Source organism: Microbacterium sp. B35-04, assembly GCF_010634885.1.
Classification (GTDB): domain Bacteria; phylum Actinomycetota; class Actinomycetes; order Actinomycetales; family Microbacteriaceae; genus Microbacterium.
Genome location: NZ_MWLP01000041.1, coordinates 68284 through 83808 on the forward strand (window position 1 = coordinate 68284; position 15525 = coordinate 83808).

Genomic DNA, 15525 nt, shown 5'->3' on the forward strand with positions numbered 1-15525 from the left:
GACCGAGATCGTTCTCCCGGTCGTTGAGCGAGCGAGGAACCGGCGTGACTGTGCGGCTCGAGGCGTTTCGTCTCGCTGCGCCCGCTCAACGACCGGGATCGGGGTGAGGGCTGATGGGCTTCAACAACCCGGGCGTTCCGTGGTCCGAGATGGAGCGCGTGCTGAGCGGTCGCCGCAGGCCCGAGGCGCCGCCGGTCGGCGCGGACGGCGGCGACAGCCCGGCGTGGTCGCGCAAGCGCGGGCCGTATGTCGCGCCAGAGATCGAGCGTCCGGCGGATGCCATCCCGTATGCCGAGCTGCACGCGCACTCGTCGTACTCGTTCCTCGACGGCGCCTCCTCTCCGGAGGAGCTCGCCGAAGAGGCCGAGCGCCTGGGACTGCACGCCCTCGCGGTCACCGACCACGACGGCTTCTACGGCATCGTCCGCTTCGCCGAGGCGGCCGAGGCGCTGCAGCTGAAGACCGTGTTCGGCGCCGAGCTGTCGCTCGAGCTGCCGAAGCCGCAGAACGGCGAGGCCGACCCGGTCGGCGCGCATCTGCTCGTGCTCGCCCGCGGAGAGGAGGGCTACCACCGGCTGGCCGGTGCGATCACGCACGCCCAGCTGCAGGGGGCCGAGAAGGGGCGCCCGGTCTACGACCTCGAAGAGCTTGCCGCGCAGGCGGCCGGGGAGTGGACGGTGCTCACCGGGTGCCGCAAAGGCGCCGTGCGCCGGGCGCTCGCCTCGGCACCGGGGACGGCGGGGGCGGATGCCGCGGCCCACGAGCTCGACCGCCTCGTGACGCTGTTCGGGCGCGATGCCGTCCACGTCGAGCTCATCGACCACGGCAATCCGCTCGACACGCGTGAGAACGACGTGCTCGCCGGGCTCGCGCGCGAGCGGGGTCTGCCCCTCCTCGCGACGAACAACGTCCACTACGCGGTGCCGCAGCGGCAGCTGCTCGCCGCGGCGGTCGCAGCGGTGCGGGCCAACCGCGGGCTCGACGAGCTCGATGGCTGGCTGCCCGCGCACGCCGGGGCGCACCTGCGGTCGGGCGCCGAGATGGCGGAGCGGTTCGTGAGGTTCCCGGATGCCGTGGCTCGCACCGTGACCCTCGCCGACGAGCTCGCCTTTCCGCTGCGCAAGGCCAAGCCCGCGCTGCCGAAGCAGAAGGTGCCCGAGGGGCACACGCCGATGTCGTGGCTGCGCAAGCTCGTGTGGGATGCGGTGCCGCGCAAGTACCCGCACCTGACCGAAGAGAACCGGGCGCGCATAGAGAAGGAGCTCGGCGTCATCGAGCTGAAGGACTTTCCGGGCTACTTCCTGATCGTCCACGGCATCGTGCAAGAGGCGCGGCGCCGCGGCATCCTGTGTCAAGGTCGCGGGTCGGCGGCCAACAGTGCCATCTGCTATCTGCTCGACATCACGGCGGTCGATGCGATCGGCTACGACCTGCCCTTCGAGCGGTTCCTGTCGAGCCTGCGCGAGGAGGAGCCCGACATCGACGTCGACTTCGACTCCGATCGTCGGGAAGAGATCATCCAGTGGGTCTATCAGGAGTACGGGCGCGATCGCGCGGCGCAGGTCGCGAACGTCATCCAGTACCGGCCCAAGAATGCCGTGCGCGACATGGCCAAGGCGCTGGGGCATTCGCCGGGGCAGCAGGATGCCTGGTCCAAGCAGATCGAGGGGTGGGGGGCTCTGCTCGAGACGGGCGCCGGCCACGACATCCCCGATCAGGTGCTCGAGTTCGCATCCGAGCTGCTCAAGGCGCCGCGGCACCTCGGCATCCACTCCGGCGGCATGGTGCTCACCGACCGGCCGGTGGGCGAGGTCGTGCCGATCGAGCACGCCCGCATGGAGAACCGCACGGTGATCCAGTGGGACAAGGACGACGCCGCCTGGATGGGGCTGGTCAAGTTCGACCTGCTGGGACTCGGGATGCTGGCGGCCCTGCAGTACTGCTTCGACATGATCCGCGCCTCGACGGGGGACGACTGGGAGCTGTCGACGATCCCGAAGGAGGAGAAAGCGGTCTACGACATGCTGTGCCGGGCGGATTCGATCGGGGTGTTCCAGGTCGAGTCGCGGGCGCAGATGGGCCTGCTGCCGCGCCTGCAGCCCCGGCGGTTCTACGACCTCGTGATCGAGATCGCGCTCATCCGGCCCGGACCCATCCAGGGCGGCGCCGTGCACCCGTTCGTCAAGCGCAAGCTCGGTCAGGAGAAGGTGACCTACGCCCACCCCAAGCTCGTGCCGGTGCTCGAGCGCACGCTCGGCATCCCTGTGTTCCAGGAGCAGCTCATGCAGATGGGCATGGCCGTCGGCGGGCTCACCGGCGAGGACGCCGACCTGCTGCGACGGGCGATGGGGTCCAAGCGCGGAGTGGAGCGCATCGACTCGCTGAAAGAGAAGCTGTACGCGGGCATGGCCGAGAACGGGCTCGTGGGGGAGGATGCAGACGCGATCTACGCCAAGATCCAGGCGTTCGCGAACTTCGGGTTCGCCGAGTCGCACTCGCTGTCGTTCGCGCTGCTGGTCTATGCGAGCTCGTGGATCAAGCTGCACTATCCAGCGGCGTTCCTCGCGGGGCTGCTACGGGCGCAGCCGATGGGCTTCTACTCGCCCGCGACTCTCGTGAGCGACGCGCGCCACCACGGCGTCGAGGTGCGTCGCCCCGACCTGCACCTCTCCGGCGTCGAGGCCGTGCTCGAGCGGGTGGACGGGGAACCTGCCACCGGCCTGGACTCCTGCCTCGAGCGCGACCAGCCGCCGGTCGGGCTCTTCGACCTCGATGCCCCCGACGAGTCCGCCGCGCACCGGCGAGACGGCGGGCACGCGGTGCGCCTGGGCCTCGCCGGGGTCAAGGGGATCGGCGCGGCGGTGGCGCAGCGCATCGTCGCCGCACGCGAGGCTGGCGGCCAGTTCCGCGACCAGCGCGACCTGGTGCGGCGCACCAGCATCACGGCGACACAGGTCGAGGCGCTCGCCACCGCCGGGGCGTTCGAGTGCCTCGGTCTCAGCCGGCGGGAGGCGATCTGGCTGGCCGGATCCGCAGCGCAGGATCGCCCCGAGTTCCTGCCGGACTCCCTCATCGCGGTGCAGCCCCCGCTGTTCACCGATCCCACCAGCTACGAGCGCCTCGCCGCCGATCTCTGGGCCACCGGCATCTCGACCGACGACCATCCGCTGAGCCACTATCGCTCCGGGCTCGATGCCCGCGGGGTACTGACGTCTCGCGAACTGCGCAGCCACGAGGTGGGGCGCCGCGTCGAGGTCGGCGGCCTCGTGACCCACCGGCAGCGGCCGGCCACGGCATCCGGAATCACCTTCCTCAATCTCGAAGACGAGCATGGCCTCGTGAACGTCGTGTGCTCGCTCGGCGTCTGGAACAGGTACCGCCGGGTCGTGCGCGACTCGCCGGCCCTCATCGCCCGCGGCATCCTGGAGCGTTCGGCCGAGGGGGTGACGAACCTCATCGCCGACCGGTTCGAAGACCTCCGGGTGGGCGTTCAGCACCGTGCGAGGGACTTCCGCTGAGACGCGCGGGACAAGGGTCTAGGGTGGCGGATGTCGCGGCGCCGACGCCGTGTGAGAGAAGGTGGTCGTCATGACAGGCAAGCTCGGCAACATCACGTTCTACGCCGACGACCCCCCGGCGCTCGCCCGCTTCTGGGCCGGGGTGTTCGGCTATCCGGAGGCCACGTGGGACGGGCCGCTGAAGAGAGAGCTGCTCGCCTCCGGACTGAGCGAGGCCGATCTGGCCAACCGCGGGATGGCCGAGGATCCCGAGGGGGTGGGGCCGAGGCTGTTCTTCCACCACGCCTCCGAGAAGAAGGACGGGCGCAACCGCCTGCATCTCGACATCAGCGCCACCCCCGGCCGGCCGCCGACACGCGAAGAGCTCGAAGCCGAGAAGGATCGTCTCGTCGCACTGGGAGCGGAGGTCGTGCGCATGGTCGACCAGTCGTGGGGTCCGTGGCCGGAGACCTACTTCCAGATGAGGGACCCCGAGGGCAACGAGTTCTGCCTGCAATAGCCGGTCGTCACACCTGCCCGTTCGTCACCCGCCCGTTCGTCACATCTCGCCGTCCCACGCCTGATTCCGACTGTCGGCGTCCCACCGTTCCCGGTCCTTGCTGTCGACGTCGACGGCGGCCACCGGTCTGAGGCGCCGCTCGATCGCCTGCAGCCGGGCGATGGCGGTGACGTCGATGAGTTCCTCGACGTCGATATGGGCGTCTTGGACGACGATCTGGCTCGCCGGGCCGATGAGTATCATCACCCCGGTGATAGCGCCCTGCTCCCATGACGGAACTGTCACTGCCTCGGCTTCGCCGGCCTCCGCCAGCGCCCGACCGCAGCTGAGCAGTGCCGACGCGATGTCATCCCCGGTCACAAACTCGCTTCCCGCGTACGTCACTCTCTTCACTCTGCCTTTCTACCCGCTTGGCCCCCAGACACCTCTGGGGGTTGCAGCATGTCGGCGAACGGGCTACAGATGACCGAAAGCGCCGCTTGATGCTACGCGTGTGACGGGCGGGGGCCTGCCGCGGCGGTCGCGAGACCGCCCTATTCGACGAGCTTTCCGGCGACCGACACCTCGCGCATCAGGGCGGCGATCTCGGCGGGAATCGGCGGAATCGCCTCGCGCACGACGCCGGTCGTCGGCGACCAGACGAGGTTCACCTGCAGCTCCGGGTCGAGCTCGGGGTAGTCGCTGCGGTTGTGGCAACCGCGGGTCTCGCGGCGCTCGAGCGCCGCTTCGAGGGTCGCGCGGGCGGCGAGAGCCGCCGACTTCAGGTCGAACGCGTGCGCGAGGTCGTGATAGCCGGCGATGTCGGGGTGCACGCCGATGTCGGCCATCCGCGCCTCGATGGTGTCAAGCTCGGCGAGCCCGGTGAGAAGGCCCTCTTCGTCGCGCACGACCCCGGCATGCTCGGTCATCGTGTCGCGGATGGCGCGCTGCAGCGCCCGCACGTTCTCGGTTCCGGATGCCGCCAGGAGGCCGTCGATCTCGGCTCGAGCAGTGTCGACGGCCGAGGCCGATCGCTTCTGCGCGGGCAGCAAGGCCGAATACTCGGCGGCCGCCTGGCCGACGATGCGCCCGAACACCAGCAGCTCGATCAGCGAGTTGCCGCCGAGCCGGTTAGCGCCGTGCAGGCCGGACGACGCCTCGCCGATGGCATAGAGACCGGGCACGTCGGTCGCGTGGTCCGACGAGCGCACCCAGACGCCACCCATCGAGTAATGCGCGGTCGGCGCGATCTCGATGGGCTCCCTCGTGATGTCGAGCATCTGCAGCTCGAGCATCGTCTGGTACACGCGGGGGAGGCGCGTCATGATCGTCTCCCGCGGCAGGTGCGAGACATCCAGCCAGACGCCGCCGTTCGGGGTGCCGCGGCCCTCTTTGATCTCGGTGTAGCAGGCCAGCGCGACGCGGTCGCGGGTGGACAGCTCCAGCCGCTCCGGGTCGTACTTGTGCATGAAGCGCTCGCCGAGGCCGTTGCGCAGGATGCCGCCCTCGCCGCGTGCGGCCTCCGAGATGAGGGTGCCGGCGGCGTTCTCGGGTTCGATGATGCCGCTCGGGTGGAACTGGACCAGCTCAGGGTCTCGCAGGCGGCCGCCGGCCTCGATGGCGAGGCGGAAAGAGTCGCCGGTGTTCTCGTCGCGCCGCGACGAGGTGCGGCGCCAGATGCGGTTGTGCCCGCCGGCGGCGAGGATCACGGCATCCGCGTGGATCAGGTAGCGGGTGCCGTCCTCGAGATCGAAGCCGTAGGCGCCGAAGACCGCGCCGTCGTCGTTGACGAGGATGCGCGTGACGTACACCGTGTCGAGGATGGGCACCTCCAGCTGCGCCGCGCGGTTGATCAGGGTGCGCTGGATCTCGAGTCCGGTGTAGTCGCCCGCGAAGGCGGTGCGGCGATAGGTGTGTGCGCCGAAGAACCGCTGCGAGATGCGCCCGTCTTCCTCCCGGGCGAACGGCATGCCGTACCGCTCCAGGTCTTCGATGCCGCGGGCGGCCCCCGAGGTGACGATCTCGACCGTGTGCGGGTTGGCGAGCAGGTAGCTCTCTTTGAGAGTGTCCGCCGCGTGCTGCTGCCAGCTGTCTTCGGCATCCATCGTGGAGAGGGCGGCGTTGATGCCGCCGGCAGCCAGGGAGGTGTGTGCGTCCGACTTCGGCCGCTTGCCGAGGGCGATGACGTCGACCCCGGCTTCGGCGAGTTCGATGGCTGCGCGAAGTCCGGATCCTCCGGTGCCGATCACGAGGACGGTGGTGGAAAGCTGGCGCTCTGAAATGCTCACGCCGTCCACGGTAGGCAGAACGAACGCATTACTCCAATGCATCTTTCTACTGGAAACGATAGCGATATGCTATTGGCGTGAATCGGGAGCAGGCGTGAACCTCGAACAGCTGCGGGCCTTCGTGACCGTCGCCCAGGTGGGCAACTTCACGCGCGCAGCCGAGCAGCTGCACCTGGCGCAGCCGTCGTTGAGTCGCCAGATCGCGGCGCTCGAGCAGGATCTCGGTGGGGCGCTGTTCACCAGGGCACGCGCGGGCAGCGTGCTCACGGCCGCCGGTGAGTCGCTGCTGCCGCTGGCTCGGCGCATGCTGGCTGACGCGGCATCCGTTCGGCGTGAGCTCGATGCCCTGGCGGGCCTCCGCCGGGGACGTGTGCGCCTCGGCGCCACGCCCACTCTCTGCGTCAGTATCGTCGCGGAGGTGCTGAACGCCTTCCACGCCGCACACCCTGCCATCGAGCTGCACATCACCGAACGGGGATCCCGCGGCCTGCTCGACGCACTCGGCGGTGGCGAACTGGATCTCGCGCTCATCACGACGTCGGGTGCGGCATCCGCCGAGAAGTTCACCGTGACTCCGCTCCTCGTCGAGGAGCTGGTCGTCGTCTCGTCCAGTGACGCCCCGCCGCTCACCTCCCGCGAGAGCATCCGGCTCGCCGAGGTGGCCGAGCTGCCGCAGATCGTCTTCAGTTTGACGTACGACCTCCGCGGCGCCACCGATGCCGCTTTCGAAGAGGCCGGACTGTCGCCGCGCGCGGTGATCGAAGGTGCGGAGATGGATGCCGTGCTCCGGTTCGTGGAGCGCGGGATCGGCGTCGCCATCGTCCCCGCGATGGTCATGATCGAACGCCAGGGGCTGCGTGAGGTGCGGCTCGCGGAGCCCACGCTCACCCGCACAATCAGCCTCGCCCGTGTCACTGACATCGCGCCGACCCCGGCGGCCGAGGTCATGCAGCAGACGATCGCCCGCACCGCCGCGATCATGGCCGAGCGACCGGAGGCCACCATGCGGCTCGCCTGACGGCGGAACGGCTGTCAGCGGTGCACGCTCGGCATTCGTGCGTAGGCACTGGTTCCGCGTGTCGACCGGTGGATGCCGCCTCCACCGACAGATTCGCCGCGAGGCGTTCGAGCGGCGAAGTGCGCGAGCTCCCGCGCTCCGGCAGAGGGGTTGACGAGCGCGATCCGCAGGGGGCCGGCGATCTCCCGGAACCGGTGCACCGGCGGCAGACGGCACCTTCTCGGGGAGTTGTCAACGCCCGAGACAAGGCAAACGGAGGCTGCTTACTGTGCACGCATGAAGCACGTGAGCTTCGCCGACAAGTCGCTCTTCATGGGCGACGATGCCGCCGACACCCTGCTGGAGTATGCCCGCCTGGTCGCCGACAATGAGCGCGCCGACACGGTGACGCTGAGGTCGATCAGCACCGACGGCAACACGGTGGAAGCTTCGTTCCTGTTGGATGCCAGCACGATTCTGATGGTCGAGACCACCAACTCCGAGATAGATGCGCCCGACAACAGCGAGGCCGTGCAAGATATGAAGGAGCGGATCGACGCCATCACGCGACCGGTCAGCGTGGACTCACAGGAGCCGCCGTACGTCGACTACGACCTTCCCGACTCCTTCTGAGGGCACGGGCGTCAGGCGCCGCGGGGCTGAGGCCGCCGGCTCGCTACGCAGGGCGCTCCGCCCCGTCGGGCTGCCGCGGTCGGCCCTCAGCCCCACGCCATGTTGATGAGCCGTTCGAACGTGACGTACCCGTTGCGGGCGAATGACTTCGCCATCGGCACGTTCCCCAGGTCGGTGGAGGCGCGGATGTCGTCGGCGCCGGCGGCGACCAGCACGCGGGTGCCTTCGCTGAGGATGCCGTCGATGTAGCCGTTGCCGCGGTGCTCGGGCAGCACGCCGACGTAGGCGATGATGTGGCGGTAGGAGTTGCGGGCGGGGAAGACGAAGCCGACGGCCTCTCCCGACGGAAGCGTGGCGACCTGCCACCACTCGCGAGGGCTCGAGTAGCTCGAGAACTCATCCGTGTACTGAGCCAAAGCGACGGCTCTCGCTTCGGCGGTCGCGAGCTCCTCGGCGCTGTGGGCGTCGAGGGTGCCGGCAAGCGCTCGGGTGGTGAGATCGATGAGCTCGTTGTCGGAGTGGAACGGACGGAACGTCAGCCGCGCGTCGGGTGCCGCGATCGGCGTACCTTCTCGCCACTCCAGGCGCAGCCGCTCCACGATGAATCGGGCTCCGGCGCTCTCCATCAGTTCGAGCAGCACTTCTGTCGCGCGGCGGGACCTCGGATCGTCCCGCCAGTCCGCGGCGAGGTAGCGAGCGTATTCGGGGGGAGTGCTCAATCCGGAGAGCAGTTCGGTGTGCGCGGCGTCGAGCAGCGACGCGCCGATCTCGCGCTGCATGTCTTCAGGCAGCGAGGCGTCGGTGTCGAAGATGTCGAGCTGCGTGGGCTCATTCGCACCGACTGGAGCCCACAGAGCCAGGCGACCGACAAGTCGATTGTCACGAATCGCCAGCCAGGTCCACTCCGGGCGACGCCGACCCTGCTCGAGGTCGTCGGCGACCTCGTGATTCAGCGCGTACGGCAGCGTGAGGAAGAGTTCGAGGTCGCCGGAGTCGCGATATCGACGGATGTCGAAGGTCAACGTGATCTCCCTCCCTGATCGGTGTTCAGCGCATCGGTGCATCGGTGGTGCGGGACGACGTTGTCGGCGCGGGAACCATCGATTGCGGGGGAGAGGTCGTCGGCGAGTTCTCGCATGATTCCTTCGGCTGGGGGAGAGAGCTGACTCACTCTACTGATCGACGTCGGATGCCGGCGTCGAACAGGTCGAGTGCCTGTTCGTCGTTTCCTGGTCGCCCCACTGCGGCAGCACGTGCAGGGGAATGGTGCGCGGCACGTTCAAGGCGACTCGCCAACTCGCGGGCTCGCTGATCCAGATCAGGTGAGACAGCAATAGTCACCCTGGAGGGACTCGAACCCCCAACCGTTTCCTTAGGACGGAACTGCTCTTCCATTGAGCTACAGAGGCTGGCCCCCACAGTCTACGTGGTGCGCCCAGGCGGCCCGTCAGTGGTCGAAGTCCGGCCGCACCTCGGCCACGCCGTCCAACTCGGCCTGCAGGCGCCGGTACAGCGCCCACCCTTCCTCGTGCCAGCCGGCGGGAAGCGGGTCCTCCAGGTCGCGGTCCTGCCACCTGCTATTCCAGGCGGCGAGCTCGGCGACCAGTGGCTCCGAGAGGCCGAGGTCCCCGGCATCCATCGGGTAGTTGTCGGTGAACGACTCCCACAGCGGCCACCTCACGCCCCATTCGGGGAACATCCGCACCACACGCAGACCGTTCGGCAGCACGACGGGCTCCCCGCGGCGGCTGCGGGCGGACAGGTAGCGGTTCTGCATCTCAGCACGCCTACGCCATTCGAATGCAGATGCCGGAGCCCGGTGGTAGTCCGTCCCCGACAGCCACACGAGCCCGCGGCCGCGCGGCCCGGCCTCGTCCACCACGAGGGCGAGCGACCACAGGTTCCGGTCGTTCTCGGCCAGCGCGCGCGTGGAATCCATCACGTCGTCGAGCGAGGCATCCACGATGTCGATCGCCCTCACCGCCGCGTCGGCGCCCGAGTAGACGAACAGCCGGTAGCGAGCATCGCTGGTCTCCCAGGTGGTGTCGCGCTCATCGACGGTCTCGCCTCGCATGGCTCCGAGCGTACCCAGCGGCATGCGAAAGGCCCCGGCATCCATGAACGGATGCCGGGGCCCTTCGTGAGCTCGTCAGCCCTGGTCGCCGAGGGCGAAGCGCACGGCGCCGTCGTTCGACAGCTCTGCGTCGAGAACGCGGTTCTCGAGAACCGAAGCAGCGGTCTCGTCGAGGAAGACGCGGGCGCCGCCCTCGACCACGACGGTGTCGGTCGCCTCGGGGACCGGCACGACGCTCAGTTCGAATCCTTCGGAGCTTCCCGTGTCGCGGATACGCACACCTCCGTCTTCGGCGAGCGGGACGCGGGCGATGAGTTCTTCGACGGCCTCGGCGGCGGTCTGGGTCAGCGTGAGCATGCTTTTCCTTTCCTCGTGCGGTTCCGAGTCGGCCACGATTCCGAGATCCCACGGCAGATGCAACCCCTACGCGCCGCGGAGCTCGCATTCGGAGGGAGTTCCCACGTTTTCGGTCGTCCATGGATGCGAAGCCGAACTTCGTGCCCGGCTCTGGTGAGACGCGGTGCGAAGCCGACGGTCCGACTGCCTGCCAAGAAGGACAGATGTGGTGCGCAGCGAGCAAGATCTGTGATTCTTGTCATCGTGTCGGGGGCAACGCGGGGTCGATCCACGCCGCGGTCTGACATGGTGGAGGCGTCGTCGCGAGCGCCGAGGGTGGTGCTGGCGAGCCCCTTGTACGGGCGGTCGCGCGCCGCCCACCCAACCGTGAGGAACGCATGACCCGCATTGGCATCGTGGCCGAAGCGCCCGGAGAGAACCGGGTGTCGGCGACCCCGAACACCGTCCCCAAACTCATCGCCCTCGGCTACGACGTCGTCGTCGAGTCCGGCGCCGGAGCCGCCTCGTCGTTCCCGGACGCCGCGTTCGCGCAGGCCGGAGCGACCGTTGTCGACGGCGCCACCGCCTGGGCGTCGCCGATCGTGCTCAAGGTCGTCGCGCCGACGCCGGCCGAGATCGACCGGCTCGCAGACGGCGCGACGATCATCGCGACACTGAGCCCGGCGCTGCGTCCTGACCTCGTCGAGGCGCTCGCCACCCGGGGGATCACGGCCATCGCGCTCGATGCGGTGCCGCGGATCTCACGGGCGCAGTCGATGGACGTGCTGAGCTCGATGGCGAACATCGCCGGCTACCGCGCCGTCGTCGAGGCCGCGCACGAGTTCGGCCGGTTCTTCACCGGGCAGGTGACCGCCGCAGGCAAGGTGCCCCCGGCGAAGGTGCTCGTCGCGGGTGCCGGTGTGGCGGGACTCGCCGCGATCGGCGCAGCCTCGAGCCTCGGTGCGATCGTGCGTGCGACGGATCCGCGGCCGGAGGTGGCCGACCAGGTCGCGTCGATCGGCGGCCAGTTCCTCGAGGTGGTCGTGCCCGACGAGGCGAAGCAGGTCTCGGCCGACGGCTACGCCAAGGCCACGAGCGAGGCGTACGACCGGCGGGCGGCCGAGATCTACTCGGAACAGGCCGCCGACGTCGACATCATCATCACGACGGCGCTGATCCCGGGCCGTCCGGCGCCGCGGCTCATCACCGCCGCCGACGTCGCCTCGATGCGGCCCGGCAGCGTGATCGTCGACATGGCGGCGGGGCAGGGTGGCAACGTCGAAGGATCCGTTGCGGGGGAGAAGGTCGTCACGGAGAACGGCGTCGTGATCCTCGGCTATACGGATCTGCCCGGCCGCCTGCCGCAGCAGGCGTCCCAGCTGTTCGCGACGAACCTCGTCAACCTGCTGAAGCTGCTCACCCCGGGCAAGGACGGCGAGCTGACGCTCGACTTCGACGATGTCGTGCAGCGCACCGTGACCGTCGTGCAGGACGGTGCGGTGACGTGGCCGCCGCCCCCGGTTCAGGTGTCGGCGGCACCGGCATCCGCGAAGGCGACCACCGCGCCGGTGGTCGCGGCCAAGAAGCCGATGTCGGCGAGCGCTCGGACCGGGCTCATCATCGCCGGCATCGCGGCGCTGTTCGCGATCTGCGCGTTCGCGCCGCCGCCGCTGCCGCAGCACTTCCTCGTGCTGACCCTCGCGATCGTCGTCGGCTTCTACGTCATCGGCCACGTCGCCCACGCGCTGCACACGCCGCTCATGAGCGTCACCAACGCGATCTCGGGCATCATCGTCGTCGGCGCGATGGTGCAGATCACGCTGCCCGATCTCACCGTCCAGATCCTCGCCGCGATCGCCGTGCTGCTCGCGAGCATCAACATCTTCGGTGGCTTCGCCGTCACGCGGCGCATGCTCGCGATGTTCCAGAAGGGGGAGACCCGATGACCGCCGTCGCCGGCCAGGTGGCGGGCGCCGCCTACATCGTCGCCGCGCTGCTGTTCATCCTCAGCCTCGCGGGACTCAGCAAGCACGAGACCAGCCGCCGAGGCGTCACGTTCGGCATCCTCGGCATGGCCATCGCGCTGGTCGCCACTGTGTGGGTGACGGCCGCCGGTGCCTGGGGTGATGCGCAGGCCACGACCGGGCTGGTGCTGCTCGTCGTCGCCGTGGTCGTCGGCGCCGCGATCGGGCTCTGGCGCGCACGAGTGGTGGAGATGACCGGGATGCCGGAGCTCATCGCCCTGCTGCACTCCTTCGTGGGTCTCGCGGCCGTGCTCGTCGGCTGGAACGGGGCGCTGTACGACACGGGCCTGGAGGGCGCGCTCGCCGACATCCACCACGCCGAGGTGTTCATCGGCGTGTTCATCGGTGGCGTGACCTTCACGGGATCGATCGTCGCGTTCCTGAAGCTGTCGGCGCGGATCTCGTCGAAGCCGCTCATGCTGCCCGGCAAGATCGCGCTCAACATCGGTGCGCTCGTCGCGTTCCTCGTCCTGACCGTCTGGTACGTCATCGCGCCCGAGCTGTGGCTCCTCATCGCGGTGACGCTGCTGGCGCTGGCGCTGGGCTGGCACCTGGTCGCGTCGATCGGCGGCGGCGACATGCCGGTCGTCGTCTCGATGCTCAACAGCTACTCGGGCTGGGCCGCCGCGGCGGCGGGCTTCCTGCTGAACAACGACCTGCTCATCGTCACGGGTGCACTGGTCGGCTCGTCAGGTGCCTATCTGAGCTACATCATGTGCAAGGCGATGAACCGCTCCTTCCTGTCGGTGATCGCCGGTGGCTTCGGCATCGAGGCGCCGCGCTCGAGCGACGAAGACTACGGCGAGCACCGCGAGATCGACGCCGAGAGCGCGGCCGACATGCTCGCCGGCGCCTCGACCGTCGTCATCACGCCGGGCTACGGCATGGCCGTCGCCCAGGCGCAGCACGGTGTCGCCGACCTGGTGCAGAAGCTCCGAGAGCGCGGCGTCGACGTGCGGTTCGGCATCCATCCGGTCGCCGGCCGCCTGCCCGGGCACATGAACGTGCTCCTCGCGGAGGCCAAGGTGCCGTACGACATCGTCCTCGAAATGGATGAGATCAACGATGACCTCTCGGCCGCCGACGTCGTGCTCGTCATCGGCGCCAATGACACGGTCAACCCGGCCGCCGCCGAGGATCCGAGCAGCCCGATCGCCGGAATGCCGGTGCTGCGGGTCTGGGAGGCCCAGAATGTCATCGTCTTCAAGAGGTCGATGGCATCCGGATATGCGGGCGTGCAGAATCCGCTCTTCTATCGCGAGAACACCCAGATGCTGTTCGGCGACGCGAAAGAGAAAGTCGACGAGATTCTCTTCCAGCTCTCGCGCACTTCAGACGTGCGCTGAACCGTAAAAGCCGCGAGGCGGCGTGCGTCAGTGCGCCGCCTCATAGGCTTCGAGAACGGATGCCGGAACCCGGCCCCGCTCGGAGACCTGATAGCCGTTCTGCTTGGCCCATTCCCGGACGGCGCTGAAATCCTGCTGGCCGCTGCGGCGGCGCTTTCGCCCGGCCGACGCTGCGCTGGAGGTCGCGCGGGCGGAGGACACGGTGCGCGCCGCCTTGGTGTACCGCTCGAGGCTGGTGCGCAATGCAGCGGCATTCTCGTCGGTGAGGTCGATCTCATATGCGACGCCGTCGAGGGAGAACAGAACTGTCTCGCCCTCGCCGACTTCCAAAAGGGTGCCGTCGATGTCGTCGACGAGCTGGTGAACGATTCTTCGGGCCATGCTGGAAGAATAGCCCCAATTGTCGCCGTCGACCATTCGAGAATTCGTTTCAGTTGAAGAATTGCTCGCCCGAGCAATTCGAATGGGATGCCGAATTCCGACGATTCGCGATGGTCCGGGGCGTTTCGTCTCGGGCGCCAGAGCGCCCTTCGCTCAACGACCGTGCGTTGAAGTTCCGCGGGTTGAGGTTGCGGGGCCCGGTGCCGGTCGTTGAGCGAGCGAGGAACGAGCGAGACGAAACGCCATGAGCCTTTTCGCAACACTCGGGGCGTTTCGTCTCGGGCGCGAGCGCGCCCGGTGCGCAACGCCCGGGGTCAGGGGAGGAGGCCGGCGCGACGCGCCGTGACGACGGCGGCGTGGCGGGTCGAGGCATCCAGCTTCGCCATCGCCGACTGCAGGTACGACTTGACCGTGCCCTCTTTCAGGTCGAGGGTCGTCGCGATCTCGGCGTTGGTGGCGCCGAGCGCCGCGCACGCGAGCACGTCGACCTCACGCGGCGAGAGGCGCACGTCGAGCTCGAGGGACGGCTCCGACGCGTCGTGCGAGAGCGCGGCCAGGCGCTGCTCGAGGCGCGCGAGCCGCGCGCGCAGCGCCGGATCGTCGACGACGGCGGCGATGCTGCGCAGCTCGGCGTACGTCTCGCGCAGCTCTTCGCGGGTGGTGGCGGGCATCGCGGCAGGTCCCGCAGGCGAGGGGGAGAGGGTGAGCCGGCGCTGCACCTCCTCACGGATGCGCAGCTCGCTCGAGAGCTCTTCGGCGACGGCGAACGCGGGCCGGGCGACGACGTCGCCGACCGGCGACTCGGCCCACGACCCGCAGTAAATGATGCCCCGGGCACGATTGCCCACCATGACGGGAACCGCGAACAGGGTGGAGATGCCCTCTCCGAGCACGGCGCGGTCGTAGTCGTGCGTGATGCTGCGCGACGATCCGTAGTCCACGGCGAGGCGCGGGCGCTTCTCGACGAACGCGCGCCCGCCGAGTCCGCGCGAGGCCTCGACCACGAGACCTTCCAGTGCGCGGGTGTGGGCGCCGTGGATCGAGGTGACGTGGATCGCGTCGCCCTGCGCGAGTCCGCCGAACCCGACGGGGAATCGCGTCCGGCGCACGAGTTCGGCGACCGCGTGGTCGAGAGCCAGAATGTCGCTCGCGTCACTGCCGAAGGCATCGACGGCCGGGCCGGCGCCCGCGCGATTGCGATCGGGGTTCGGCGAACGATGTGGGAGGGACGCGCCCACGAGTACCTGCTTCCGGGGTGACGGCGTCCTCGCCGCCATTCGTAGGCCCGACTTTACCACTGGGGAGTGCGAGGCCCGGGTGTGTGCAATCCCCCCGGGCCCCGCGGCGTGCGGGCGGCCTACACGCCCGCCGCCAGCTTTGTGCCGGACGGGCGGGGTGGGCCCGGCCGTGTCCGGGTTGCGCCCGAGCCTCCGAGGCGTTTCGTCTCTGC

The 15525-nt window shown here is 69.1% G+C and carries 13 protein-coding genes; 6 read left to right on the forward strand and 7 right to left on the reverse strand.

Going from position 1 to position 15525, the window contains the following annotated elements:
- Positions 1-113: 113 nt before the first annotated feature.
- Complete coding sequence (locus B1729_RS11530) at positions 114-3518, forward strand: error-prone DNA polymerase (protein ID WP_163632784.1); 3405 nt, start codon at positions 114-116, stop codon at positions 3516-3518.
- Positions 3519-3588: 70 nt separating this feature from the next.
- Positions 3589-4017: a VOC family protein gene (locus tag B1729_RS11535; RefSeq protein ID WP_163632786.1), complete on the forward strand. Its 429-nt coding sequence runs from the start codon at positions 3589-3591 to the stop codon at positions 4015-4017.
- 39 nt (positions 4018-4056) lie between these two features.
- On the opposite strand, the gene B1729_RS11540 is transcribed toward B1729_RS11535, so the two are convergent.
- Positions 4057-4377, reverse strand: a complete 321-nt coding sequence (locus tag B1729_RS11540) for a hypothetical protein (RefSeq protein ID WP_163632788.1) — start codon at positions 4375-4377, stop codon at positions 4057-4059.
- Between the two features lie 173 nt (positions 4378-4550).
- Positions 4551-6284 carry an FAD-dependent oxidoreductase gene (locus tag B1729_RS11545; RefSeq protein ID WP_163632790.1) on the reverse strand — a complete coding sequence of 578 codons (1734 nt, stop codon included), beginning with the start codon at positions 6282-6284 and terminating at the stop codon, positions 4551-4553.
- Between the two features lie 94 nt (positions 6285-6378).
- Between B1729_RS11545 and B1729_RS11550 the strand changes: the two genes are divergently transcribed.
- A complete protein-coding gene (locus B1729_RS11550; RefSeq protein ID WP_239539601.1) occupies positions 6379-7302 on the forward strand; it encodes a LysR substrate-binding domain-containing protein in 924 nt (307 codons plus the stop codon).
- 276 nt (positions 7303-7578) lie between these two features.
- Positions 7579-7914 carry a hypothetical protein gene (locus B1729_RS11555; protein ID WP_163632795.1) on the forward strand — a complete coding sequence of 112 codons (336 nt, stop codon included), beginning with the start codon at positions 7579-7581 and terminating at the stop codon, positions 7912-7914.
- Positions 7915-8000: 86 nt separating this feature from the next.
- Here the strand turns inward: B1729_RS11555 and B1729_RS11560 are convergent, their stop codons facing one another.
- The 3 genes from B1729_RS11560 to B1729_RS11570 form a co-directional block, all read right to left on the reverse strand.
- Complete coding sequence (locus B1729_RS11560) at positions 8001-8936, reverse strand: GNAT family N-acetyltransferase (RefSeq protein ID WP_204318907.1); 936 nt, start codon at positions 8934-8936, stop codon at positions 8001-8003.
- A gap of 425 nt (positions 8937-9361) precedes the next feature.
- Positions 9362-9988, reverse strand: a complete 627-nt coding sequence (locus B1729_RS11565) for a hypothetical protein (RefSeq protein ID WP_163632797.1) — start codon at positions 9986-9988, stop codon at positions 9362-9364.
- A gap of 75 nt (positions 9989-10063) precedes the next feature.
- Entirely contained in the window at positions 10064-10345 is a 282-nt protein-coding gene (locus tag B1729_RS11570) for a Fe-S cluster assembly protein HesB (RefSeq protein ID WP_163619578.1), read from the reverse strand.
- Between the two features lie 377 nt (positions 10346-10722).
- On the opposite strand from B1729_RS11570, the gene B1729_RS11575 reads away from it, so the two are divergent.
- Together B1729_RS11575 and pntB are read left to right on the forward strand one after the other, a co-directional pair.
- Entirely contained in the window at positions 10723-12270 is a 1548-nt protein-coding gene (locus tag B1729_RS11575; RefSeq protein ID WP_163632799.1) for a Re/Si-specific NAD(P)(+) transhydrogenase subunit alpha, read from the forward strand.
- Positions 12267-13694 (forward strand): Re/Si-specific NAD(P)(+) transhydrogenase subunit beta, encoded by a 1428-nt coding sequence (pntB, locus tag B1729_RS11580; RefSeq protein ID WP_163632801.1) that lies wholly within the window; start codon positions 12267-12269, stop codon positions 13692-13694. The genes B1729_RS11575 and pntB overlap by 4 nt, the downstream gene beginning before the upstream one ends.
- 27 nt (positions 13695-13721) lie before the next feature.
- Here pntB and B1729_RS11585 read toward each other — a convergent pair whose 3' ends face one another.
- Positions 13722-14075, reverse strand: coding sequence for an Lsr2 family protein (locus tag B1729_RS11585; RefSeq protein ID WP_163619682.1), 354 nt, complete (start codon positions 14073-14075; stop codon positions 13722-13724).
- 314 nt (positions 14076-14389) lie between these two features.
- The gene (locus B1729_RS11590; protein ID WP_239539602.1) at positions 14390-15313 is read right to left on the reverse strand and encodes a LuxR C-terminal-related transcriptional regulator; all 924 of its coding nucleotides are present in this window, start codon (positions 15311-15313) and stop codon (positions 14390-14392) included.
- Positions 15314-15525 lie beyond the last annotated feature (212 nt).